Here is a 23,361-nt window from a genome sequence, read left to right on the forward strand (position 1 = left end):
AGGGGCACAGCGTAAACCTTTCCCCTGCGGGAGGGTCAAGCGATGAAAGCGCCCGCCGGGATAAAAAGCGCGCCAGTGGCCCATTTAGCCAAATTTAGCGGAATCCCGGCAATAACTGTGCTAACGTCATTAAATTGTCCCTTGTTGAGAACGATTATGACGAAAAGCATCAAGATCCTGCTGCTGGCGGGACTCCTTGGCTTCTCCTCCACCAGTTTTGCCCTGAGCGAATCCGAAGCAGAAGATCTGGCTGACCTCACCGCCGTGTTTGTCTATCTGAAAAATGATTGCGGCTATCAGGATCTGCCCGACGCGCAGATTCGTAAAGCACTGGTGTTTTTTGCCCAGCAAAACCGCTGGGATCTGAGCAATTACAGCGCTTACAACATGAAATCCCTCGGTGAAGAGAGCTACAAAGATTTGAGCGGTATCGCCATCACCAACGACAAAAAGTGTAAGTCGCTGGCGCGCGATTCCCTCAGCCTGCTTGCCTACGTGAAATAATCCTCCGCCCTGCGCTGCTGTTAACGCCCTGACCGTGCAAGCACGGTCATAATTCGTTATGCTTTTTTCTGGCATTATTGCGCGTTAACAGCATAAGGAGCGCTCCGGCATGGCCGACAAAGAGACCTGGCATGAGACGCTGCATAGCGGCTTTGGCCAATATTTCAGCGTAGACAATCTGCTATACCGCGATAAAACCGCGCATCAGGATCTGGTGATCTTTGAGAACGCCGCGTTTGGCCGCGTGATGGCGCTGGACGGCGTGGTGCAAACCACCGAGCGCGATGAGTTTATCTATCACGAAATGATGACGCACGTGCCGATTCTGGCGCACGGCAATGCCCGGCGCGTATTGATTATCGGCGGCGGCGACGGCGCGATGCTGCGCGAGGTCGCCCGGCATCAGCGCGTTGAGCACATCACCATGGTGGAAATTGATGCCGGCGTGGTGAATTTCTGCCAAACCTATCTGCCTAATCACAGCGCCGGCGCCTTTGACGATCCGCGTCTGCAGCTGGTAATCGACGATGGCGTTAACTTCGTCAGCCAGACGCAGGAACGGTTTGATGTGATCATCTCCGACTGTACCGATCCAATCGGTCCCGGCGAGAGTCTGTTCACCTCGGCGTTTTATGCCGGCTGCAAACAGGCGCTCAATCACGGTGGCGTGTTTGTCGCGCAGAACGGCGTCTGCTTCCTGCAGCAGGATGAAGCGGTCAACAGCCACCGCAAACTCAGCCACTATTTCGCTGACGTCAGCTTTTACCAGGCGGCGATTCCGACTTACTACGGCGGCATCATGACCTTCGCCTGGGCGAGCGACGATCCGGCGCTGCGCCAGCCGGACCTTACGACGCTGCAGTCACGTTTTGCCGCAGCCGGACTGCCCTGCCGTTACTACACGCCAGAGCTGCACATCGGCAGCTTTGCCCTGCCGCAATACCTTTTAAACGCGCTCAGCTGACCTCAGGAGGTGAACCCAATTGCAAAAGCTAAAACTACATGGCTTCAATAATCTGACCAAAAGCCTGAGTTTTTGTATCTACGACATTTGCTATGCCAATAGCGAAGCCGAACGTGATGGCTATATCGCCTATATTGATGAGCAATATAACGCCAACCGCCTGACGGAAATCCTCACCGAGACCTGCTCAATCATCGGTGCTAACGTGCTGAATATCGCGCGCCAGGATTATGAGCCGCAGGGTGCCAGCGTGACGATTCTGGTCAGCGAAGAGCCGATCAATCCGCAGGATATCGATAATTCCGAGCATCCCGGCCCGCTGCCCAATTCGGTGGTGGCGCACCTCGACAAGAGTCACATCTGCGTGCACACCTATCCGGAGAGTCACCCGGAAGGCGGTTTATGTACCTTCCGCGCCGACATTGAAGTCTCGACCTGCGGCGTGATTTCGCCCCTGAAGGCGCTGAATTATCTCATCCACCAGCTGGAGTCGGATATCGTAACCGTGGATTACCGCGTGCGCGGCTTCACCCGCGACGTCAATGGCGTGAAGCATTTCATCGACCATGAGATCAATTCCATTCAGAACTTCATGTCCGAGGATATGAAAGCGATGTACGACATGGTGGACGTTAACGTTTATCAGGAAAACATCTTTCATACCAAGATGTTGCTGAAGGAATTTGATCTGAAGTATTACCTGTTCAACACCAAACCTGAAGAGCTGAGCCCGCAGGAGCACAAGCGCATTACCAATCTGTTGTGGAAGGAGATGCGTGAGATTTATTACGGGCGCAATATCCCGGCGACGGGATTGAAGTTGTTGTAACTCAGCGCCAGCAGTGGGTGAAGGCTGCGCCGCGGTAGCGCAGCGCACGTCATTCACCCGCTGATGCGGGCGGCACATTTACGCGGTCAGCTGCAGGCCAATGCCGCGCTCGCGCAAATCACGGCATACCGCTTCATCAAGGCGGGAATCGGTCACCACATCGGTCAGGCTATCAATCGGTGCCGCGCAGTACAGCGACCATGAGCCATATTTACTGCTGTCGGCCAGCAGAATGCGCCGGCGCGCGTTGACCAGCAGATCCATCTTCAGCCCGGCTTTGTCTTCCGTCGGCGTGGTAATACCGCGCTCAATACTCCATGAGTTACAGCTGACAAACGCAATGTCCGGATTGATACTGCGCAGCAGGCGCCGGCCGTGCTCACCAATGCACGACTGGCTGGAGTCGTCGATGCGGCCGCCGATGATGGTGGTCTCAATCTGTTTAAACTCCGACAAAAACAGCGCAATGTGCAGATCGGCGGTGATCACCCGCAGCTGCAGATGGGTCAGCTGTCGTGCCAGTTCCAGCATGGTGGTGCCGGCATCCAGCACCACCGCATCGCCGGACTGCACATAGCTGGCGGCGAACTGCGCGATGGCCTGCTTCTCCGCCAGGTTACGCTGCATCTTCTCCAGCGTGGTCGGCTGCGTCGGGATAAAGCGGTTCAGCGTGACGCCGCCGTGGCTGCGGCTAATCACCCCTTCCTTGTCCAGCTTAATCAGATCGCGGCGAATGGTGGCTGGCGAAGCAGAAATGGCGCTCACCAGCTGTTCAACAGTGACCAGATTATGACTTTTGAGATAGTCCATAATCTGGTCGAGACGGCTTTGTCCCTTCATATTTCCCTATGCAAGCTGCATCGCGAGTTTAATCGAGATCGCCATGCTCGCAGAGTTCGCTTTACCTGTCCAGGCGATATCAAATGCCGTGCCGTGGTCGGCGGAAGTGCGGATAAACGGCAGTCCCGCCGTGATGTTGACGCCATCGTAAAATCCAAGCAGTTTCAACGGGATATGCCCCTGATCGTGGTACATCGCCACCACCATATCGTACTGCCCCTGCTGGCACTGTAAAAACACCGTATCCGGCGGGCACGGGCCATAGACATCAATGCCCTGCTGCTTCATTGCCTGGATCGCTGGCGTCACCGTGGTGATCTCTTCATCACCAAACAGGCCATTCTCGCCCGCGTGCGGATTGACCCCGGCGACGGCGATGCGCGGTTGGTCATAGCCCACGCGGCGCAGGAAGCTGTCAGCCATGCCGATCACCGTCTGAATACGTTCGCCGTTTAGCGTGTCGAGGAACTTACGCAGCGCGATGTGCGTGGTCACGTGGATCACTTTCAGATGGTCGGTATACAGCACCATGGCGTAATTTTTGGTCTGGGTCAGCTGTGCCAGCAGTTCGGTATGGCCGGGATAAAGGTGGCCCGCCGCGTGCAGCGCCTCTTTGTTCAGCGGGGCGGTGGCAATCGCCTGCACGTCGCCCGCCAGCGCCAGTTCGGTGGCGCGCTTCACGCAGCGCCAGGCCAGATCGCCGGCCTGCTTCTGTACCTTGCCCGGCTGCAGCGCGTCAGGATCGGCCAGCGGCTCATCGATGACGTTAATGATGCCCGGTGCGAAATGCGCATCCTGCACGCTGTCCAGCACGCGCAACTCAGCGTGCGGCGTAATGTTCAGCGCCAGCACCCGACGCAGCGTCGCGGCACAGCCGACCACCACCGCCGGAATGCCCGCCAGCTCCCCTTCTGCCAGCGCTTTAATGATGATTTCCGGGCTGATGCCCGCCGGATCGCCCATGGTCACCGCAATAGTGTTATTCACTCGACTTCTCCTCAATAAAACGAATGGCTTCCGCCAGGGTGTTTTCATCACCAAAGCCACCCGCTTTGGTCATCACCGGCAGGTGTAATTCACTGTTAAGCAGAACCCCGTGCGGCACACAGCCCGCCACCTGGCCCTGAATCTGAAAGCCGCTGGCCCCGAGCGCCTGCGCCACCGCGATGGCCACGTCACCGCCGGAAAGAAACAGGCCGGCAGGCTGAATGTGCGCGCAGACGGCGCGCGTCAGCTGCGCCAGAAACTGGCAGATGCGCTCGCCGAGCTGCTGGCGCGTAATCTGCTGCTGCTGACACAGCTGCGCAATCGCGTGGCGCTGGTCAGCCTGTTGCGTAGTGCGCACCACACAGTGCACGCCCTCGCGCAGCGCCTGGACCATCGCCTGCTGCCAGGCCGCCGCCTGCGGCCATGCCGGTGTGGCAAACAGCTGGCAAATATCAATATCAATCAAGCGGATGTCACGCTGGCTGGCGAGCCGGGCGATTTGCTGCTGCGCCATGGCGCTCATCGAACCGACAATCGCCAGCACCGGGCGAGAGGGCCGCGCAGCAAGATGCGCACCCAGCGCATCGCTTAACCCGGACGCGCCGACCAGCAGCGGACGTTCCGGCAGCGTCGCGGCCGCCGCGATAATAGTGTCGATATCCGCCTGCAGTTCCGCGTCCAGTACCAGCAGGCCCTGACTGGTCGCCAGCCGTGCGGCCAGCATGCCGCTGCGTACCGTGGCAAGATCGATCTGCTCGCCCGGCAGATCGCATTGCATCTGCAGGCGCGTCAGCACGTTACTGCTGGTCACCGGGGTTTTAGGATCGCTGGCAAATTCGGTGTCAGTCAGGCGCTGTTGATGGATCCACACTTCCCCGCCGCGCGTGATGCGGCCCAGCTTAGGCACCGCCGGCACCACCAGCGCCAGCCGTTTCGCGCTGACCTGCAGCGCAGCCGCCACCTCAGCGCCTGGATTGCCGCGCAGCGTTGAGTCAATCTTCTTAAACAGCCAGCCGTGCTGCGCTATCTGCTGATGCGGTTGCATGGCGGCATGCGTGCGGCTGGCGGCTTCCGCTGCGCTGACCGCACGGCTATCGGTGCTGATTACCAGCACATCCGCAACGCCGGCCTCCGGGGGCGTCAGGTTATTGAACAGCACGTGGACGCGCGCGCCAGCCAGCGCGAAGCCGCTGCCTGCGTCGTTGGCACCGGTAAAATCGTCGGCAATCACCAGAACGGGCGTTTTCCATGGCGATGAAGTCATTCTCTCTCCTGTCACGGCCCCTTGCCGTGCTGCATTTGATTATATTCAATCATGATTGATTATATGTGAGCAAGATCAAATTAATTGAAATCGATATCGCCTATAAATTTAGCCTCAGAAAGGGATACACCCCGCACAGCATTGAGCAAACCTAATCATAATGTGCAAAACCGTTATAAGGGCATGACATGAATATCAACAGCACCGTGATCAGTGGCTATCAGGCTCTGAACGATCTCAGCTATTTACTGCAGGATAAGCAGAAGGCGTTGCTGGTCACGGATAAAAACATTCTGGGTATTCCGGCGGTGCAGGCGCTTGTCGCCCGGCTGCAGCAGCAGATCGCCAGCCTGAGCCTGGTTGATACGGTGCCGCCCGAACCGAGCCAGCATGATGTGGCGGCGATTGTTGCGGCTCTGCCGCACGGCGACGTCGATCTGGTGATCGGCATTGGCGGCGGCAGCGTGCTGGATGTGGCGAAGCTGCTGTCCGTGCTGTGCGTGGCCGATGCGCCAACCCTGACGGCCCTGCTGGCCGGTGAGAAGCCGCACACGCGTACCGCTTCTTTACTGATCCCGACCACGGCCGGCACCGGCTCGGAAGCCACGCCCAATGCCATCCTTGCCATTCCGGAGAAAGAGACCAAAGTCGGTATTATTTCGCCGGTGATGCTGCCGGACTACGTGGCGCTGATTCCGGAACTGACCACCAGCATGCCGGCGCACATCGCCTCGTCGACCGGGATTGATGCGCTGTGTCACCTGATTGAGTGCTTCACCGCCACCGTGGCCAATCCGGTGAGTGATAACTATGCGCTGATCGGCATGAAAAAGCTGTTCGCCAGCCTCGAAAAGAACCTTGCCGAACCGGACAACCTGGAAGCACGGCTGAATATGTTGTGGGCGTCCTACTACGGCGGAGCGGCGATCGCCCATGCCGGGACACACCTGGTGCACGCCATGTCGTATCCGCTGGGCGGCAAGTATCATCTGCCACACGGCGTGGCCAACGCCATTCTGCTGGCGCCGTGCATGCAGTTTGTGCGTCCGGCGGCGGTGAGCAAGTTCGCGCAGGCCTACGATCTGCTGCCGGATGCCGATAGTGCACTGGATGAAGAGGCCAAATCGCACGCGCTGGTGGCCTATTTCGCCGCGCTGGTGCAGCGCCTTAAACTGCCGGCCAGCCTGGAAGCACTGGGTATCGGGCCGGATCATCTGCCGTATCTGGTCGAAGCCGCGCTGGACGTGCAGCGCCTGATGAAGAATGTACCGATGAAAGTCAGCGCCGACGATGTGCGCAACGTCTACCTGACGCTGTTTCCGGCGTTAAATCACTCAGCATGAGCGGGGAAATCATGAGCAAAAATATTCAGGGCGTACTGACCGCCATCGTCACCACTTTTGATCGCGACGGAGCCTACAATCCTGCCGCGCAGCGTGAACAGATTCAGCGTCAGCTGAGCGCCGGCAACGGTATTTTCTGCGGCGGCACCAACGGGGAGTTTTTCGTGCTGAACGAGCAGGAAAAGCTGGCGGTGACCGAGACCTGCGTCGACGAAGTAAACGGCACTGCACCGGTGGTGGCGCACATTGGCGAGATCTCGACGCGTGAGACTATCCGGCTGGGCAGGCAGGTGGCAAAGCTGGGCGTGGATGCCGTCTCGGTGATCACCCCTTACTTTGTGCTGCTCAAACAGGAAGAGCTGATTGATCACTACCGTGCCGTGGCCGACGCTATCGACGTCCCGCTGTTTCTCTACAACATTCCGGCGCGCACCGGTAATACGCTGCTGCCGGAAACCGTGCGCACGCTGGCAGCGCATCCCAACATCATTGGCATCAAAGACAGCGCCGGCAGCTACGAAAGCCTGAGCGGCTTTCTGCAGGCAGCGGCAGGTATTGCGCATTTCAACGTGCTGAACGGGCCGGATTCACTGATTCATCAGGGCTTCGTCGATGGCTGTTCCGCCTGTATTTCCGGGCTGGCTAACGTGGCGCCGAAAGAGATTAACGCCATCTGGGCGCGCTTCCATGCCGGTGACATCGCCGGATCGCGCGCCGCTCAGGAGAACGTCACCGGCCTGCGTACCGATCTCTACAGCATTGGTTTTTCCCCGGCGGCGGTGAAAAAAGCCGTGGCGCTGCTCGGCTATGAGGTCGGCGACAGCCGCTATGCGGTGCGCTTCTCTGCGGAGGAAGAGCAGAAGATCCGCCAGAGCGTGAATCAGTATTTGCAGTAAAGCCAGTAAATTCAAAGCACTTACCGCACGCAGCTGTGGTAGCGGCGCGATTCATCGCGCAATACAGGCGCCGCTCCCCCCTGCCGCCATCAGGGTTAGGGTTAATCTGACGGTGGCGGGGCGGATTCAGGCAGCGATGGCTGCTGTTATTAACACCGGGACGCATTTGCTATGAAAGTCATCTGTACTTCACCTTCGTTCGCCCGCTACGACGCCGCGCCGATCGACACACTGCGCCAGCAGGGCTTTGAGCTGATTACGCTGCCCGCCGACGCGCCGCTCAGCGCGCTGGCGCCGCATCTCGCCGACACCGTCGCCCTGATCGTGGCCTTTACCGAGGTCAACGATGCGCTGCTGTCGCTGGCACCGCAGCTGAAAATTGTCTGCAAGCACGGCGTAGGCGTCGATAACATCGACCTCAACGCGACGCGTGCGCGCGGTATTTACGTGACGAACGTGCCGGACGCGAACAAACACGCGGTTGCCGATTTCGCCTTTGCGCTGATTCTCAATAGCGCGCGCCAGATCACCACCGCCGCAATAGAGACCCGCGCCGGCCTCTGGCCGCGCATTTTTGCCACCGATGTCTACGGCAAAACGCTCGGCATCATCGGCCTGGGCAATATCGGTAAGCAGGTGGCACTGCGCGCTAAAGGTTTCAATATGCGCATCCTCGCCTTCGATTTTTACCCCGATGACGCCTTCGCCGCCGAACACGACGTGACGTTTGTCAGCCTCGATCAGCTGACGGAGCACAGCGACTTCATCACCTTACATATGCCGCTCACCGACCAGACGCAAAACCTGTTCGACGCCGCGCGCCTGAAGCGCATGAAGAAGAGCGCGTTTCTCATCAACGCGTCACGCGGTGGCGTAGTGAATGAGGAGGATCTCTACCAGGCATTGCAGGATAACGTGATTGCCGGTGCGGCGGCGGATGTCTTTGTGCAGGAGCCGCTGGCGCAGCATCCGCTGTTCACCCTGAGCAACTTTATCCCCACGGCGCACCTTGCCGGTTATACCGACGGTGCCATCAGCGCCATTGGTGAACGCTGCGTGACGCAGATTGTGCAGTGTATAAAACAGGGCGAACGCCCGATGAATGTCATGAACGGGCTGGCCTGACGCCGCCCTCCTCTGTCACCCTTTTCGCGTGGATAATGATTATGACCAACACCGCACGCTCAACACGCATCAGATGGTGGATCGCCGGCCTGATGTGGCTGGCCATTGCCATTAACTATATTGATCGTACCGTACTCTCTGCCGCCGCACCGCACCTGATCACCGAGCTCGACATCAATCCGGAGATGATGGGCTTTATCATGGCGGCGTTTTTCTGGTCTTATGCGCTGTTGCAGATCCCGGCAGGCTGGTTTGCCGACCGCTTCGGCCAGAAAAAAGGCCTCGGCATCGCTGTCGGCTGGTGGTCGATCGCCACCATGGCAATGGGGCTCGCCACCGGCTTTAAATCGCTGCTGGCGCTGCGTCTGGCGCTCGGCGTGGGTGAAGCAGCGGCTTATCCCAGCAACGCCGGTATTACCGCGCGCTGGTTCCCGGATCGCGAGCGCGCCACCGTCTCCGGCCTGTTCGACAGCGCATCAAAATTTGGCGGGGCCGTCGCCATGCCGCTGATCGTCTTTATGATCGCGCTGTTCGACTGGCGTCTGACCTTTCTGGCGATTGGTGCCGTCGGGCTGATTTGGGTCATCGCCTGGTACTTCATTTATGCCGAGAACCCGGAAGACCATAAAGCGATTAGCACCGATGAAGTGCGCCTGATCCGCGATGGCCAGGCGCAGAAGCACGGCGATAAGAACGTGCGGCCGATGAAGTGGTACAAGCTGCTGCGCTACCGCAACATCTGGGCGATGTGTATTGGCTTCTTCACCATCAATTACACCTCCTACTTCTTTATCACCTGGCTGCCAACCTACCTGGTGAAAGACAAAGGGATGGATTTCCTGAAAATGGGCATGGTGGCGGCGCTGCCGCTGATCTGCGGCATGGTGATTGAGGTGCTGGCGGGCTGGGCGTCGGACCGTATGGTGCATAAAAAAGTGCTGTCGCTGACCGCCACGCGCAAGCTGTTCCTGACGATTGGCCTGCTGATGGCGCTGTGCATCGGGTTCGCGCCGTTCACCGATTCCGTGTTCATGACGGTGCTGCTGCTGTGTATTGCTAAGTCCGGCACCACCGTCGCGGCATCTCAGGTGTGGGCGCTGCCGGGCGATGTTGCGCCCACCAACAGCGTGTCAATTGTTGCCGGGTTGCAGAATACCGTCTCCAATATGGGCGGTGCGGTCGGGCCAATCATTACCGGCGCTATCGTCGGTGCCACCGGCCACTTTACCTGGGCGCTGGTGTTCTCGGCGGTGCTGGTGGTGATCGGAATCCTTAACTACCTGTTCCTGCTCGGTAAGGTCGAACCGATTGTGGATGAGGAACCTTTATCCCACGCCCGTTCCGCCATTAACGGAGTGTAACCAGCGCAACGGCAGTGGCGCCCCGGCTGCGGGCGCCCGTTAACGGCCGGCCATAAACCGGCGATAAGCAGCAATCACCGCAAGAAAATCCTCCACGCCGCAGAACGACAGGCTCTCCTCATCGTAATAAGTCATGCCCTCTTCCAGGCCGTCATCCTCTAACGCCAGCTGATTGGCGCGGATCATCACCTCTTCCTCATCCAGCCACAGCGTATATTCGTGCCCGACGCGCTGCCACTGCTGCTGCGTGCCTTTGACTGCACGCACCGCGGCTTCGACTTCATCCAGCAGCGCAACGTTCTCTTTCACTTCTTCATTGAACCAGTGCCCCACCGCTTCGTGGTCCATCGACATGCGCACCCGGACCTGACCGGTCACGTCACGCAGAAATTCATATTCCATGTTGGCCTCATACCAGTGGCGCGCCAGACGGCACGCTTTCGTGCATTTTGTGCGCAGCGCGCGCAAGAAAGTGGGATCGCGCTCGCATTATGCCTGGAGACGGCGAGGGAAAAAAGCGCATAAAAAAAGGGACGATGCGCTCGTCCCTTTTTCACTGGCAGGGGTATTTTACACCGCAGTCTGGAAAATCACTCCATCCGCTTTTTCAGTGTACTGGCCCAGCTGATCGAAGTTCAGGTAGCGGTAGGTGTCGGCAGCGGTTTTATCCACCTGCACCATAAACTGCTGATACTCGTCCGGCGTAGGCAGTTTACCCAGCAGGGAAGCGACCGCGGCCAGCTCGGCTGATGCCAGGAACACGTTGGCACCGGTACCCAGACGGTTCGGGAAGTTACGGGTCGAGGTGGAAACCACCGTCGCGCCGTCTTTCACGCGCGCCTGGTTACCCATGCACAGTGAACAGCCCGGGATCTCGATACGCGCACCGCTCTTACCAAAGACGCTGTAGTAGCCCTCTTCTGTCAGCTGCGCGGCATCCATCTTGGTTGGCGGCGCTACCCACAGGCGGGTCGGCAGCTGGCCTTTGTGCGCGTCCAGCAGTTTACCTGCCGCACGGAAGTGACCGATGTTGGTCATGCACGAACCGATGAACACTTCGTCGATCTTCTCGCCCTGCACGTCAGACAGCCAGCGCGCGTCGTCCGGATCGTTCGGCGCACACAGGATGGGCTCTTTGATTTCCGCCAGATCGATTTCGATCACCGCTGCGTATTCCGCATCGGCATCGGCTTCCAGCAGTTGCGGATCGGCCAGCCATTTTTCCATGCCCTGAATACGGCGCTCCAGCGTACGACGGTCGCCGTAGCCTTCGGAGATCATCCACTTCAGCAGCACGATGTTGGAGTTCAGATACTCGATGATCGGCTCTTTATCCAGCTTGATGGTACAACCCGCCGCAGAACGCTCGGCCGAGGCATCGGTCAGCTCAAACGCCTGCTCAACTTTCAGCTTCGGCAGACCTTCGATTTCCAGCACGCGACCGGAGAAGATGTTTTTCTTGCCTTTCTTCTCAACGGTCAGCAGGCCCTGCTTGATGGCGTACAGCGGAATCGCGTGCACGAGATCGCGCAGCGTGATGCCCGGCTGCATTTCGCCTTTGAAGCGCACCAGCACTGACTCCGGCATATCCAGAGGCATTACGCCCGTCGCGGCGGCAAACGCCACCAGACCAGAACCGGCCGGGAACGAGATGCCAATCGGGAAGCGGGTGTGTGAGTCACCGCCGGTGCCGACGGTATCCGGCAGCAGCATACGGTTCAGCCAGCTGTGAATCACGCCATCGCCCGGACGCAGCGAGACACCGCCACGGTTCATGATGAAGTCCGGCAGCGTGTGGTGTGTGGTGACATCGACCGGCTTCGGATAAGCGGCAGTGTGACAGAAGGACTGCATCACCAGATCGGAGGAGAAGCCCAGACACGCCAGATCTTTCAGTTCATCACGGGTCATTGGACCGGTGGTGTCCTGAGAGCCGACCGAGGTCATTTTCGGTTCACAGTAGGCGCCAGGACGAATCCCTGCCACGCCACAGGCGCGGCCCACCATTTTCTGCGCCAGCGAGTAACCACGGTTGCTTTCAGCCACATCTTTGGCTTTGGTGAACACATCGCTGTGCGGCAGACCCAGCGACTCACGCGCTTTGGTGGTCAGGCCGCGACCGATAATCAGCGGAATACGGCCACCGGCGCGCACTTCATCCAGCAGCACGTCAGTTTTCAGCGCAAAGGTCGCCAGCAGTTCATTGGTCTCGTGATTGCGTACTTCACCCTTGTAAGGGTAAACGTCAATCACATCGCCCATGTTCAGGCGCTCGACGTCGAGTTCGATCGGCAGCGCGCCGGCATCTTCCATGGTGTTGAAGAAGATCGGCGCGATTTTACCGCCGAGGCACAGACCGCCGCCTTTTTTGTTCGGCACATACGGAATGTCGTCACCCATGAACCACAGCACTGAGTTGGTCGCGGACTTACGTGAAGAACCGGTACCAACCACGTCACCGACGTAGGTCAGCGGGAAGCCTTTCTGCTGCAGAGCTTCAATTTGTTTGATCGGGCCAATGTTGCCAGCATCGTCGGGTTCGATGCCGTCACGTGGGTTTTTCAGCATCGCCAGCGCGTGCAGTGGAATATCCGGACGTGACCATGCATCCGGCGCCGGAGAGAGGTCGTCGGTGTTGGTTTCGCCGGTCACTTTGAACACGGTGGTGGTGATTTTTTCTGCCAGCTTAGGACGCTTGAGGAACCATTCTGCATCAGCCCAGGACTGGAGGATTTTCTTCGCGTGGGGATTACCCGCTTTGGCTTTCTCTTCGACGTCGTAGAAGTTATCGAACATCAGCAGCGTGTGGGACAGTGCTTCAGCGGCAATCGGTGCCAGAGCCTCATCGTCAAGCGCCTCGATCAGCGCATGGATGTTGTAGCCGCCCTGCATGGTGCCCAGCAGTTCGACTGCTTTTTCACGAGTGACCAGAGGAGAGTGGGCTTCGCCCTTTGCGATAGCTGCCAGGAATCCGGCTTTTACATACGCCGCTTCATCAACACCCGGCGGGACACGGTTGACCAGCAGGTCAGTCAGGAATTCTTCTTCACCCGCTGGCGGGTTTTTCAGCAGTTCAACCAGCGCGGCCATCTGGGAAGCATCTAACGGCTTAGGTACGATTCCCTGGGCAGCACGCTCGGCAACGTGCTTACGGTATTCTTCTAGCACGACGTTCTCCTCGCTCTCATTGTATAGCTTTCCGGTGCACCTGTTGATGCTGTCAAACAGTAGGGTGAGGTGCCCGGTTCTGCGTCGGCCAGCATAGCAGGATTTCGGCTGATTGTTAATCCGTTTACAAAAAAGCAACATCCGCGCGTTATTTAGCAGATTTGTCTGCGCTTTGCGCCAGAAGAGAAGCCAGAGCGGCTCTGGTAGTGCCTGTTCGCGCCTGTGCCGGTAGCCAGTGGAGCCAGGTTTTAGCGCGTAATTTGTTGCATCCGGCCCTCACACAGCGAATCCATAACCTGCAATCCCCTTTCAGGCCGGTTCATTCACTTTTGGTTATGTGCTAATGCGCTTGCACTAAACGGCTACCCTTCAGCTTCCCGCACACGTTTTCCTGAGGAAAAATTAATACCACATCACCTGATAAATATTGAACGTGATGCCTTGCGCGTATTTAATTAATTATCAACGCAGTGCCGGTTTAAATTAACCTTTAAACTTAGTCACTCAATTAAAATACACCCTTAAAAAATAACTGCGATTTAAAAAAGAGATAAAAAAATAAAAGAGGAAATGATAAATAAATAGCGTAGACTGCCTGCGGGCGCTTGAGGCTATCTGCCTTAAGATCTGCAAAAGAAATTGAGGTGGATGGTGGAAGGTGAACCGTGCGATTAATTTTCATTAACCGCACGGGTGAGCCACTACCCTACACCCAGACAGTGTCAGGGTAATGGCTTGCTCGTGCTAATGCAAGGAGTAAGTGATTATGAAGGTGAAATTCAGCACGCTGATTATCAGCGGGCTCATCCTGTTAGGTTTATGCCTGGCAAATCGCAGTTCACTGTGTGAATTACGATTGCGGATATTCGCGGCTGAATTATCGGCTGTCATGGCTTACGAAGCACAACAGTAAACTTCAATAGCGGAGGGTCTCCTCCGCTATTCCGGCATCGTTAACGTGTTGCTCCTGCGCCCGCTTTTATCTATTCAACTTACGTTTTCGATTAATAAAAAAACGGCTCCTTACAGGAGCCGTTAATTAACCTAAGCCTCAGGCGAAATTATTTCTTTTTCGCTTTCGGATTTGGCAGGTCAGTAATGCTACCTTCAAACACTTCCGCCGCCAGGCCAACCGATTCGTGCAGGGTTGGGTGCGCGTGGATGGTCAGCGCGATATCTTCGGCATCACAACCCATCTCGATAGCCAGACCGATTTCACCCAGCAGCTCGCCGCCGTTGGTACCGACAATCGCGCCACCAATAACACGGTGCGTCTCTTTGTCGAAGATCAGTTTGGTCATACCGTCTGCACAGTCAGACGCGATAGCACGGCCCGATGCCGCCCACGGGAAGGTGGACACTTCGTAGCTGATGCCTTTCTCTTTGGCTTCTTTCTCGGTCAGACCCACCCAGGCCACTTCTGGCTCGGTATAAGCGATAGAAGGGATCACTTTCGGGTCGAAGTAGTGCTTCAGACCGGAAATCACTTCTGCCGCCACGTGACCTTCGTGCACGCCTTTGTGCGCCAGCATTGGCTGACCGACGATGTCACCGATAGCATAGATGTGTGGCACGTTGGTGCGCATCTGTTTGTCGACGCGGATAAAGCCGCGATCGTCCACTTCCACGCCTGCTTTACCAGCATCCAGACCTTTACCGTTCGGTACACGGCCAATCGCCACCAGCACTGCGTCGTAACGCTGTGGTTCAGCCGGCGCTTTTTTACCTTCCATTGATACGTAGATACCGTCGTCTTTCGCTTCTACCGCGGTGACTTTGGTTTCCAGCATCAGGTTGAATTTCTTGCTGATACGCTTGGTGAACACTTTCACCACGTCTTTATCGGCGGCCGGGATCACCTGGTCAAACATCTCGACCACGTCGATCTCTGAACCCAGCGCATGGTAGACGGTACCCATCTCCAGACCGATGATGCCACCGCCCATAACCAGCAGACGCTTCGGAACTTCTTTCAGCTCCAGCGCATCGGTAGAGTCCCACACGCGCGGATCGTTATGTGGAATGAAAGGCAGTTCGATTGGACGCGAGCCTGCAGCGATGATGGCGTTGTCGAAGTTGATGGTGGTTGCGCCGCCCTCTCCTTCCACTACCAGCGTGTTGGCGCCGGTGAATTTACCCAGACCGTTGACCACTTTCACTTTGCGGCCTTTCGCCATGCCAGCCAGACCTCCGGTCAGCTGAGTGATGACTTTCTCTTTCCAGGTACGGATTTTGTTGATGTCAGTCTGCGGCTGGCCAAACACGATACCGTGCTCTTCCAGAGCCTTAGCTTCTTCGATGACTTTCGCCACGTGCAGCAGCGCTTTTGACGGGATACAGCCGACGTTCAGACAGACACCGCCGAGGGTGCTGTAGCGCTCTACCAGTACGGTTTCCAGACCTAAATCAGCGCAACGGAAGGCTGCAGAGTAACCTGCAGGACCTGCCCCAAGTACCACGACTTGAGTTTTAATCTCTGTACTCATCATGACCTCTTGTTAGATTGCCGGCGGTCAAAAGCGACCCTTTCCCAGGCTCTTGATGCCCTATCTCCACCGGGACATTTCACCGCGAGAGTTTACAGAATTGTTAACAAACTGCCAACCGCGGCAACTCCGAATGCTTACAACAAGGCCGGCATTTGCCGGCCTTGATTAACGTCACATCACCAGACGGCGAATATCAGACAGCATATTGTTAATGATGGTGATGAAGCGCGCACCATCCGCACCGTCGATGACGCGGTGGTCGAACGACAGTGAAATCGGCATCATCAGGCGCGGAGCGAACTCTTTGCCGTTCCACACCGGCTCCATCGCCGACTTAGACACCCCGAGGATAGCCACTTCCGGCGCGTTAACAATTGGCGCGAAGTGCGTGGTGCCGAGGCCGCCAAGGCTGGAGATGGTGAAGCAGCCGCCCTGCATATCGCTGGCGGTCAGTTTGCCATCACGCGCTTTTTTCGACGTCGCCATCAGCTCACGCGACAGTTCAGTGATGCCTTTCTTGTTCACGTCTTTGAACACCGGAACCACCAGACCGTTTGGCGTATCCACCGCCACACCGATGTTGATGTACTTTTTCAGTGTCAGCTTCTGGCCATCTTCCGACAGCGAGCTGTTGAAACGTGGCATCTGCTCCAGTGCCGCGGCGACCGCTTTCATGATGAACACCACCGGGGTGAACTTCACGTCCAGCTTGCGCTTCTCGGCTTCCGCATTCTGCTGCTTACGGAACGCTTCCAGATCGGTGATGTCGGTTTTGTCGAAGTGAGTCACATGCGGAATCATTACCCAGTTACGGCTCAGGTTAGCGCCCGAGATTTTCTGGATACGACCCAGTTCCACTTCTTCGATTTCACCGAACTTGCTGAAGTCCACTTTCGGCCATGGCAGCATGCCCGGAATACCGCCGCCTGCGGCCGCAGCCGGTGCCGCTTCAGCGCGTTTCACCGCGTCTTTCACGTAAGCCTGCACGTCCTCTTTGAGGATGCGACCTTTACGGCCGGTGCCTTTGACTTTCGCCAGGTTAACACCGAACTCGCGCGCCAGGCGACGAATCACCGGCGTGGCGTGCACGTAAGCATCGTTTTCAGCAAATTCGCTCTTCGCATCGGCTTTCGCCGCTGCTGGCGCAGGTGCAGCAGCCGGTTTGGCTTCTGCAGCTGGTGCGGCTTCCTGTTTCGCTGCCGGTGCCGCAGCAGTCGGCGCAGCGCCTTCTACTTCGAACACCATGATAAGCGAACCGGTGCTGACTTTATCGCCGGTAGCCACTTTCAGCGCTTTAACCGTACCGGCAAACGGCGCCGGAACTTCCATTGACGCTTTATCGCCTTCCACCACGATCAGTGACTGCTCAGCCTCAACTTTATCGCCTACTTTGACCAGCACTTCGGTGACTTCCACTTCGTCGCCGCCGATATCCGGGACGTTAACGTCTTTGGCACCCGCAGCCGCGGCTGGCGCGGAGGCCGCCGCTTCTTTCACGGCAGGTTTGGCAGCCGCTGCTGGCGCCGCGCCTTCGGCTTCAAAGATCATGATCAGTGAACCGGTGTTCACCTTGTCGCCTGTGGCGATTTTGATCTCTTTCACCACACCGGCAAACGGTGCAGGCACTTCCATGGACGCTTTGTCGCCTTCGACGGTGATCAGCGATTGCTCTGCCGCCACTTTGTCGCCCACTTTAACCAGAATTTCGGTGACTTCTACTTCGTCGCCGCCGATATCCGGTACGTTAACGTCTTTCGCTTCGCTGGCGGCGGCCGCAGCAGGTGCGGCTTCCGCTGGTTTCTCTTCGGCGGCCGGTGCCGCAGCAGCTGCACCTTCGGCGTCGAAAATCATGATCAGTGAACCGGTATTCACTTTGTCACCGGTCGCGATTTTGATCTCTTTGACCACGCCGGCCTGCGGCGAAGGCACTTCCATCGAGGCTTTATCGCCTTCCACGGTGATCAGCGACTGTTCAGCTTCAACCTTGTCGCCCACCTTGACCAGAATCTCGGTGACTTCAACTTCGTCTGACCCGATATCCGGTACGTTAATTTCGATAGCCATTACTCTCTTACCTCTTAAGCCAGACGCGGGTTAACTTTATCGGCATCGATGTTGAATTTCGCGATCGCATCCGCCACCACTTTCTTCTCGATTTCGCCGCGCTTAGCCAGTTCACCCAGGGCTGCAACCACTACGTATGACGCATCCACTTCGAAGTGGTGACGCAGGTTTTCGCGGCTGTCTGAACGGCCGAAACCATCGGTACCCAGCACGCGATAATCGCTGGCTGGCACGTAGCTGCGAACCTGCTCTGCGAACAGCTTCATGTAGTCGGTCGATGCCACCGCCGGCGCGTCGTTCATCACCTGAGCGATGTACGGTACGCGTGGAGTTTCCGTTGGGTGCAGCATGTTCCAGCGTTCACAATCCTGACCGTCGCGTGCCAGCTCGGTGAACGAGGTCACGCTGTAGACGTCAGAACCGATGCCGTAATCCTTCGCCAGGATCTGTGCCGCTTCGCGCACGTGACGCAGGATAGAACCTGAGCCCAGCAGCTGCACTTTGCCTTTGCTGCCTTCTACCGTCTCCAGCTTGTAGATACCCTTACGGATACCCTCTTCCGCACCCTGCGGCATCGCAGGCATGTGGTAGTTTTCATTCAGCGTGGTGATGTAGTAGTAAATATTTTCCTGCGCTTCGCCGTACATACGTACCAGACCGTCATGCATGATGACTGCCACTTCGTACGCGTAAGACGGATCGTAAGAGATACAGTTCGGGATAGTCAGCGACTGAATGTGGCTGTGACCATCTTCGTGCTGCAGACCTTCACCGTTCAGCGTGGTACGACCGGACGTGCCGCCCACCAGGAAGCCGCGCGCCTGCTGGTCGCCTGCCAGCCACATCAGATCGCCGATGCGCTGGAAACCAAACATCGAATAGTAGATGTAGAACGGAATCATCGGCAGGTTGTTGGTGCTGTAAGAGGTCGCCGCCGCCAGCCAGGAAGACCCTGCGCCCAGCTCGTTGATCCCTTCCTGCAGAATCTGGCCTTTCTCGTCTTCTTTATAGTAAGCAACCTGCTCACGGTCCTGCGGCGTATACTGCTGGCCGTTCGGGCTGTAGATACCAATCTGACGGAACAGACCTTCCATACCAAAGGTACGCGCTTCGTCCGCGAGGATCGGCACCAGACGATCTTTGATCGACTTGTTCTTCAGCATCACATTCAGCGCACGCACGAAGGCGATGGTGGTAGAGATCTCTTTGCTCTGCTCTTCCAGCAGCGCACTGAACTCTTCCAGCGCCGGCATTTCCAGCTTTTCGCTGAACTCAGCCTGACGGGTTGGCAGATAGCCACCCAGCTTCTCGCGCTGGCCGTGCAGGTAGTTGTACTCTTCTGAGCCTTTTTCGAAGGTCACATACGGCAGCTGTTCGATCTTGTCGTCAGCCACTGGCACGTTGAAGCGATCGCGGATGTAGCGAACGCCATCCATGTTCATCTTCTTAACCTGGTGCGCGATGTTTTTACCTTCCGCAGTGTCACCCATACCATAGCCTTTAATGGTATGCGCCAGGATCAGCGTTGGCTGACCTTTGGTCTCCTGCGCTTTCTTCAGTGCCGCGTAGATTTTCTTCGGATCGTGACCACCACGGTTCAGGGCGAAGATCTCTTCGTCTGACCAGTCTTTCACCAGCGCTGCAGTCTCCGGGTATTTACCGAAGAAGTGCTCGCGCACGTACGCACCGTCGCGTGATTTGAAGGTCTGATAGTCGCCGTCAACGGTTTCGTTCATCAGCTGAATCAGCTTGCCGCTGGTATCTTTCTTCAGCAGCTCGTCCCAGCGTCCGCCCCAGATCACTTTGATCACGTTCCAGCCAGCACCGGCAAAGATGCCTTCCAGCTCGTTGATGATCTTACCGTTACCGGTGACCGGACCGTCGAGACGCTGCAGGTTACAGTTGATGATGAATACCAGGTTATCCAGCTTCTCACGGGTAGCGATGGTGATCGCCCCTTTGGATTCTGGTTCGTCCATCTCGCCATCGCCAAGGAAGGCGTAAACGGTCTGCTTAGAAGTATCTTTCAGGCCGCGGTGTTCCAGATATTTCAGGAACTTCGCCTGATAGATGGCGTTCAGTGGGCCGAGACCCATCGACACGGTCGGGAACTGCCAGAAGTCCGGCATCAGTTTTGGATGCGGATAGGAAGAGAGACCGTTGCCGTGGACTTCCTGACGGAAGTTGTTCATCTGCTCTTCAGTCAGGCGTCCTTCAAGGAACGCACGCGAGTAGATGCCCGGAGAAATGTGGCCCTGGAAATAGACCAGATCGCCGCCATCCTGCTCGCTACGCGCGCGGAAGAAGTGGTTGAAGCACACTTCATAAATGGTGGCAGAAGACTGGAAAGACGACAGGTGACCACCCAGCTCCAGATCTTTCTTCGACGCACGCAGAACCGACATAATGGCGTTCCAGCGGATTGCGGAACGGATACGACGTTCAAGAGAGGTGTTCCCCGGATATTCCGGCTCATCTTCGACCGCAATGGAGTTGATGTAGTTGCTGACGGCGTTGCCGCCCGCTGCCACTTTCACACCGCCTTTGCGTGCAGCACTCAATACCTGATCAATCAGATACTGCGCGCGCTCAACACCTTCTTCACGGATGACCGATTCGATCGCCTGTAGCCAGTCACGAGTTTCGATCGGATCCACGTCATTCTGTAAACGTTCTGACATGGGGTGTATTCCTTATCTGTGTCTAATACGTTGAATTATCAGGAGCCTGTCTGCTTGTGCTTTGCTTCTGATTCACAGCACAAGAAGACAGGCCCGTCGTTTATGTCGCACGTTCATTGCCGTGCGTTATTCCTTACGTTGCTGTAAACGACGCAGGGAGCGTTCACGACGGCTCTGCTCCCGACTTCTGTCCAGCAAGATTTCCTCAATGAACGCCAGGTGACGATGGGATGCCTCGCGTGCTTGTTCTGGCTCACGAGCCACAATCGCCTCAAAGATACTGGCGCGGTGACCGCTCACTTTCGCCAGCATTTCGCGGCGAGCGTAGAGCAATTCGAAATTCTGACGGACGTTCTGTTCCAGCATAGGGCCCATCGAACGCAGCAAGTGCAGCAGCACCACATTATGGGCGGCTTCTGTGACAGCGATCTGATACTTCATGACCGCATCGGCCTCAGCATCTAAATCGCCGCTGTCCTGCGCCTGCTGGATGTTGACGTGACAGTCGCGAATACGCTGCAGGTCTTCATCGGTGCCGCGCAGCGCAGCGTAGTAGGCCGCAACGCCTTCCAGCGCGTGGCGGGTTTCCAGCAGGTCAAACTGGGATTCAGGATGTTCAGCAAGCAGGCCGACCAGCGGGTCGCTCAGGCTTTGCCAGAGGTTCTGCTGTACGAAGGTGCCACCACCCTGACGGCGCAGCAGCAGGCCTTTGGCTTCCAGACTCTGGATCGCTTCGCGCAGCGATGGACGTGAGACATCAAACTGTTTGGCCAGTTCACGCTCGGGAAGCAGTTTTTCACCCGGCTGGAGCGTCCCTTCCATAATCAGGGATTCCAGCTGCTGCTCGATTGCATCGGAGAGCTTGGGTTGGCGAATTTTACTGTAGGCCATCATCCCTTCTTATGAGCCAAACGTCCGGAGTAAATTGGTAATACCAATTGAAAAATGGTGCCCGTAAAGTAACAAAGTATTCACCTTGTGTCTATATGGCCCCCCGCACACTTTCACCGCAGACACCGGTTACCGTGCGCTAACTTACCGGGATCTGGCAGAAAAGCGTCTCAGCGCGGCAAATGTTAACAGATTTCACTTTTACCAAACCTTACACTGCATTAGCGCGCATCAGGCTGCGTAGCCATAAGCGAATGCTATTCGTGTTTAAGCCTTATTCATGGCAGAAATAGCGCAAGGGAAGCGCAGAGGATGCTGCTGCTTTTTCAGCCATCTCTCAGCACAAAAAGCAAAAGCAGGTGCAAAGCGGCGCGCTTATCACTATTCTGGTCGCCAGGGTAGCTCAGGCTTGCACACAGCCCGCCGGATACCGTAAAGAAAAACGTACACAGATAGAACAGCCTTACAGTGCGCGCACTGCAGGTGCACAATAACAACATCATGAGGTTTGTATGGAACAACAGCATGGCGAAACGCTGCATCGCGGCCTGAAAAATCGCCATATTCAGCTGATTGCGCTGGGCGGTGCCGTCGGTACCGGTCTGTTTCTGGGCAGCGCATCAGTGATTAAATCGGCCGGTCCGGCCGTGATTCTCGGCTATGCCATCGCCGGTTTTATTGCCTTCCTGATCATGCGCCAGCTCGGTGAAATGGTGGTGGAAGAGCCGGTGGCCGGCAGCTTTAGCCACTTCGCCTATAAATACTGGGGCAACTTTGCCGGCTTTGCCTCCGGCTGGAACTACTGGGTGCTGTATGTGCTGGTGGCGATGGCTGAACTCACCGCCGTCGGCAAATATATTCAGTTCTGGTGGCCGGAATTCCCCACCTGGGCCACTGCGGCTATCTTCTTTGTGGTGATCAACGCCATCAACCTGACCAACGTCAAAGTGTTCGGTGAGATGGAGTTCTGGTTCGCGATTATCAAAGTGGTGGCGGTCATCGGTATGATCCTGTTTGGCGGCTGGCTGCTGTTTAGCGGCAACGGCGGCCCACAGGCCAGCGTCAGCAACCTGTGGAACCAGGGCGGTTTCCTGCCGCACGGCGTTAGCGGGCTGGTAATGATGATGGCGATCATCATGTTCTCCTTCGGCGGCCTTGAACTGGTGGGTATCACCGCCGCAGAAGCCGACAATCCACAAGAGAGCATCCCTAAAGCCACCAACCAGGTGCTGTGGCGTATCCTGATTTTCTACATCGGCTCGCTGGCGGTGTTGCTCTCCCTGCTGCCATGGACGCGCGTCACCGAAGAGACCAGCCCGTTTGTACTGATTTTCCACGAACTGGGCGATGCACTGGTGGCGAATGCGCTCAACGTGGTGATCCTGACCGCCGCGCTGTCGGTGTATAACAGCTGCGTTTACTGTAATAGCCGCATGCTGTTCGGCCTCGCGCAGCAGGGTAACGCGCCAAAAGCGCTGCTGAAAGTGGATCGTCGTGGTGTGCCGGTGGCGACCATTCTGGTGTCGGCGGTAGCCACTGCGCTGTGCGTGTTGATTAACTATCTGATGCCGGGCGAAGCCTTCGGCCTGCTGATGTCGCTGGTGGTCTCCGCGCTGGTCATCAACTGGGCGATGATCAGTCTCGCGCACCTGAAATTCCGTAAGAAGAAAGATCAGCAGGGCGTGACCACCCGTTTCAAAGCGGTGCTGTATCCGCTGGGTAACTGGATCTGCCTGCTGTTCCTGGCGGCCATTCTGGTGATCATGCTAATGACGCCGGGCATGGCGATTTCAGTGTGGCTGATTCCGGTGTGGCTGCTGGTGCTGGCCGTGGGTTATACCGTTAAAAATCGGGTACAGAAAGCCTGATGCTTCACCGGGCCCGGCACGCTGCTGCCGGGCCGATCCGCTTCACACTTTTCCCCGCCCGCGTATTTTGTCCATCATCCTGACCGA

At 57.0% G+C, this 23,361-nt stretch carries 18 protein-coding genes; 9 read left to right on the forward strand and 9 right to left on the reverse strand.

All coding sequences use genetic code 11. The annotated features are described in order from the left end of the window. Positions 1-156: 156 nt before the first annotated feature. The 3 genes from C1N84_RS15175 (at position 157) to speD (ending at position 2,297) form a co-directional block, all read left to right on the forward strand. Positions 157-504: a YacC family pilotin-like protein gene (locus C1N84_RS15175; protein ID WP_021507525.1), complete on the forward strand. Its 348-nt coding sequence runs from the start codon at positions 157-159 to the stop codon at positions 502-504. A gap of 109 nt (positions 505-613) precedes the next feature. After that, on the forward strand, positions 614-1,468 hold the full coding sequence (speE, locus tag C1N84_RS15180; RefSeq protein WP_264441628.1) for a polyamine aminopropyltransferase: 855 nt from the start codon (positions 614-616) through the stop codon (positions 1,466-1,468). A 19-nt stretch (positions 1,469-1,487) separates the two neighbouring features. Continuing rightward, positions 1,488-2,297: an adenosylmethionine decarboxylase gene (gene speD, locus C1N84_RS15185; RefSeq protein WP_058770602.1), complete on the forward strand. Its 810-nt coding sequence runs from the start codon at positions 1,488-1,490 to the stop codon at positions 2,295-2,297. Positions 2,298-2,375: 78 nt separating this feature from the next. Here the strand turns inward: speD and C1N84_RS15190 are convergent, their stop codons facing one another. From C1N84_RS15190 to C1N84_RS15200, 3 genes are read right to left on the reverse strand one after another with little or no spacing between them, the layout of a single operon-like run. Beyond that, complete coding sequence (locus C1N84_RS15190; protein WP_394541659.1) at positions 2,376-3,137, reverse strand: DeoR/GlpR family DNA-binding transcription regulator; 762 nt, start codon at positions 3,135-3,137, stop codon at positions 2,376-2,378. 6 nt (positions 3,138-3,143) lie between these two features. Further along, the gene (locus C1N84_RS15195; protein ID WP_394541660.1) at positions 3,144-4,172 is read right to left on the reverse strand and encodes a D-threonate 4-phosphate dehydrogenase; all 1,029 of its coding nucleotides are present in this window, start codon (positions 4,170-4,172) and stop codon (positions 3,144-3,146) included. Then, positions 4,117-5,388, reverse strand: coding sequence for a D-threonate kinase (locus tag C1N84_RS15200; RefSeq protein ID WP_282954723.1), 1,272 nt, complete (start codon positions 5,386-5,388; stop codon positions 4,117-4,119). Before C1N84_RS15200 ends, C1N84_RS15195 begins: the two co-directional genes overlap by 56 nt. Positions 5,389-5,576: 188 nt before the next feature. Here C1N84_RS15200 and C1N84_RS15205 point away from each other — a divergent pair, with 188 nt between their 5' ends. The 4 genes from C1N84_RS15205 to C1N84_RS15220 all read left to right on the forward strand — a co-directional run bounded on the left by C1N84_RS15205 (position 5,577) and on the right by C1N84_RS15220 (position 10,113). Continuing rightward, entirely contained in the window at positions 5,577-6,731 is a 1,155-nt protein-coding gene (locus C1N84_RS15205) for an iron-containing alcohol dehydrogenase (RefSeq protein ID WP_394541661.1), read from the forward strand. An 11-nt stretch (positions 6,732-6,742) separates the two neighbouring features. Beyond that, a complete protein-coding gene (locus tag C1N84_RS15210; protein WP_264441630.1) occupies positions 6,743-7,627 on the forward strand; it encodes a dihydrodipicolinate synthase family protein in 885 nt (294 codons plus the stop codon). Positions 7,628-7,798: 171 nt separating this feature from the next. After that, positions 7,799-8,752 (forward strand): phosphoglycerate dehydrogenase, encoded by a 954-nt coding sequence (locus tag C1N84_RS15215; protein WP_264441631.1) that lies wholly within the window; start codon positions 7,799-7,801, stop codon positions 8,750-8,752. Positions 8,753-8,793: 41 nt separating this feature from the next. After that, positions 8,794-10,113 (forward strand): MFS transporter, encoded by a 1,320-nt coding sequence (locus tag C1N84_RS15220; protein WP_058780450.1) that lies wholly within the window; start codon positions 8,794-8,796, stop codon positions 10,111-10,113. A gap of 39 nt (positions 10,114-10,152) precedes the next feature. Here the strand turns inward: C1N84_RS15220 and yacL are convergent, their stop codons facing one another. Together yacL and acnB are read right to left on the reverse strand one after the other, a co-directional pair. Next, the gene (yacL, locus tag C1N84_RS15225; RefSeq protein ID WP_058770707.1) at positions 10,153-10,515 is read right to left on the reverse strand and encodes a protein YacL; all 363 of its coding nucleotides are present in this window, start codon (positions 10,513-10,515) and stop codon (positions 10,153-10,155) included. Between the two features lie 168 nt (positions 10,516-10,683). Beyond that, complete coding sequence (gene acnB, locus C1N84_RS15230) at positions 10,684-13,281, reverse strand: bifunctional aconitate hydratase 2/2-methylisocitrate dehydratase (protein ID WP_152999258.1); 2,598 nt, start codon at positions 13,279-13,281, stop codon at positions 10,684-10,686. Positions 13,282-14,047: 766 nt separating this feature from the next. Here acnB and C1N84_RS15235 point away from each other — a divergent pair. Beyond that, entirely contained in the window at positions 14,048-14,194 is a 147-nt protein-coding gene (locus C1N84_RS15235; protein ID WP_021314460.1) for a Hok/Gef family protein, read from the forward strand. A 148-nt stretch (positions 14,195-14,342) separates the two neighbouring features. Here C1N84_RS15235 and lpdA read toward each other — a convergent pair whose 3' ends face one another. From lpdA to pdhR, 4 genes are all read right to left on the reverse strand, one after another. Next, complete coding sequence (lpdA, locus tag C1N84_RS15240) at positions 14,343-15,767, reverse strand: dihydrolipoyl dehydrogenase (RefSeq protein WP_021507536.1); 1,425 nt, start codon at positions 15,765-15,767, stop codon at positions 14,343-14,345. 174 nt (positions 15,768-15,941) lie between these two features. Further along, complete coding sequence (gene aceF, locus C1N84_RS15245) at positions 15,942-17,834, reverse strand: pyruvate dehydrogenase complex dihydrolipoyllysine-residue acetyltransferase (RefSeq protein ID WP_215480884.1); 1,893 nt, start codon at positions 17,832-17,834, stop codon at positions 15,942-15,944. A 14-nt stretch (positions 17,835-17,848) separates the two neighbouring features. Continuing rightward, entirely contained in the window at positions 17,849-20,515 is a 2,667-nt protein-coding gene (gene aceE / locus C1N84_RS15250; RefSeq protein WP_021507538.1) for a pyruvate dehydrogenase (acetyl-transferring), homodimeric type, read from the reverse strand. Positions 20,516-20,641: 126 nt separating this feature from the next. After that, the gene (gene pdhR / locus C1N84_RS15255; RefSeq protein ID WP_021507539.1) at positions 20,642-21,406 is read right to left on the reverse strand and encodes a pyruvate dehydrogenase complex transcriptional repressor PdhR; all 765 of its coding nucleotides are present in this window, start codon (positions 21,404-21,406) and stop codon (positions 20,642-20,644) included. A 512-nt stretch (positions 21,407-21,918) separates the two neighbouring features. Here pdhR and aroP point away from each other — a divergent pair. Next, entirely contained in the window at positions 21,919-23,274 is a 1,356-nt protein-coding gene (gene aroP / locus C1N84_RS15260; protein WP_021507540.1) for an aromatic amino acid transporter AroP, read from the forward strand. The last annotated feature ends 87 nt before the right edge of the window (positions 23,275-23,361 follow it).

It is taken from the genome of Pantoea sp. SGAir0418 (genome assembly GCF_043529865.1).

What these genes read in the sequence shown, in the direction of transcription:
- C1N84_RS15175 (WP_021507525.1), top strand. Translation starts at nt 157, where the DNA reads ATGACGAAAAGCATCAAGATCCTGCTGCTGGCGGGACTCCTTGGCTTC.
- speE (WP_264441628.1), top strand. Translation starts at nt 614, where the DNA reads ATGGCCGACAAAGAGACCTGGCATGAGACGCTGCATAGCGGCTTTGGC.
- C1N84_RS15190 (WP_394541659.1), bottom strand. Translation starts at nt 3,137, where the DNA reads ATGAAGGGACAAAGCCGTCTCGACCAGATTATGGACTATCTCAAAAGT.
- C1N84_RS15195 (WP_394541660.1), bottom strand. Translation starts at nt 4,172, where the DNA reads ATGAAAACACCCTGGCGGAAGCCATTCGTTTTATTGAGGAGAAGTCGA.
- C1N84_RS15200 (WP_282954723.1), bottom strand. Translation starts at nt 5,388, where the DNA reads ATGACTTCATCGCCATGGAAAACGCCCGTTCTGGTGATTGCCGACGAT.
- C1N84_RS15205 (WP_394541661.1), top strand. Translation starts at nt 5,577, where the DNA reads ATGAATATCAACAGCACCGTGATCAGTGGCTATCAGGCTCTGAACGAT.
- C1N84_RS15210 (WP_264441630.1), top strand. Translation starts at nt 6,743, where the DNA reads ATGAGCAAAAATATTCAGGGCGTACTGACCGCCATCGTCACCACTTTT.
- C1N84_RS15215 (WP_264441631.1), top strand. Translation starts at nt 7,799, where the DNA reads ATGAAAGTCATCTGTACTTCACCTTCGTTCGCCCGCTACGACGCCGCG.
- C1N84_RS15220 (WP_058780450.1), top strand. Translation starts at nt 8,794, where the DNA reads ATGACCAACACCGCACGCTCAACACGCATCAGATGGTGGATCGCCGGC.
- yacL (WP_058770707.1), bottom strand. Translation starts at nt 10,515, where the DNA reads ATGGAATATGAATTTCTGCGTGACGTGACCGGTCAGGTCCGGGTGCGC.
- C1N84_RS15235 (WP_021314460.1), top strand. Translation starts at nt 14,048, where the DNA reads ATGAAGGTGAAATTCAGCACGCTGATTATCAGCGGGCTCATCCTGTTA.
- lpdA (WP_021507536.1), bottom strand. Translation starts at nt 15,767, where the DNA reads ATGAGTACAGAGATTAAAACTCAAGTCGTGGTACTTGGGGCAGGTCCT.
- aceF (WP_215480884.1), bottom strand. Translation starts at nt 17,834, where the DNA reads ATGGCTATCGAAATTAACGTACCGGATATCGGGTCAGACGAAGTTGAA.
- aceE (WP_021507538.1), bottom strand. Translation starts at nt 20,515, where the DNA reads ATGTCAGAACGTTTACAGAATGACGTGGATCCGATCGAAACTCGTGAC.
- pdhR (WP_021507539.1), bottom strand. Translation starts at nt 21,406, where the DNA reads ATGGCCTACAGTAAAATTCGCCAACCCAAGCTCTCCGATGCAATCGAG.
- aroP (WP_021507540.1), top strand. Translation starts at nt 21,919, where the DNA reads ATGGAACAACAGCATGGCGAAACGCTGCATCGCGGCCTGAAAAATCGC.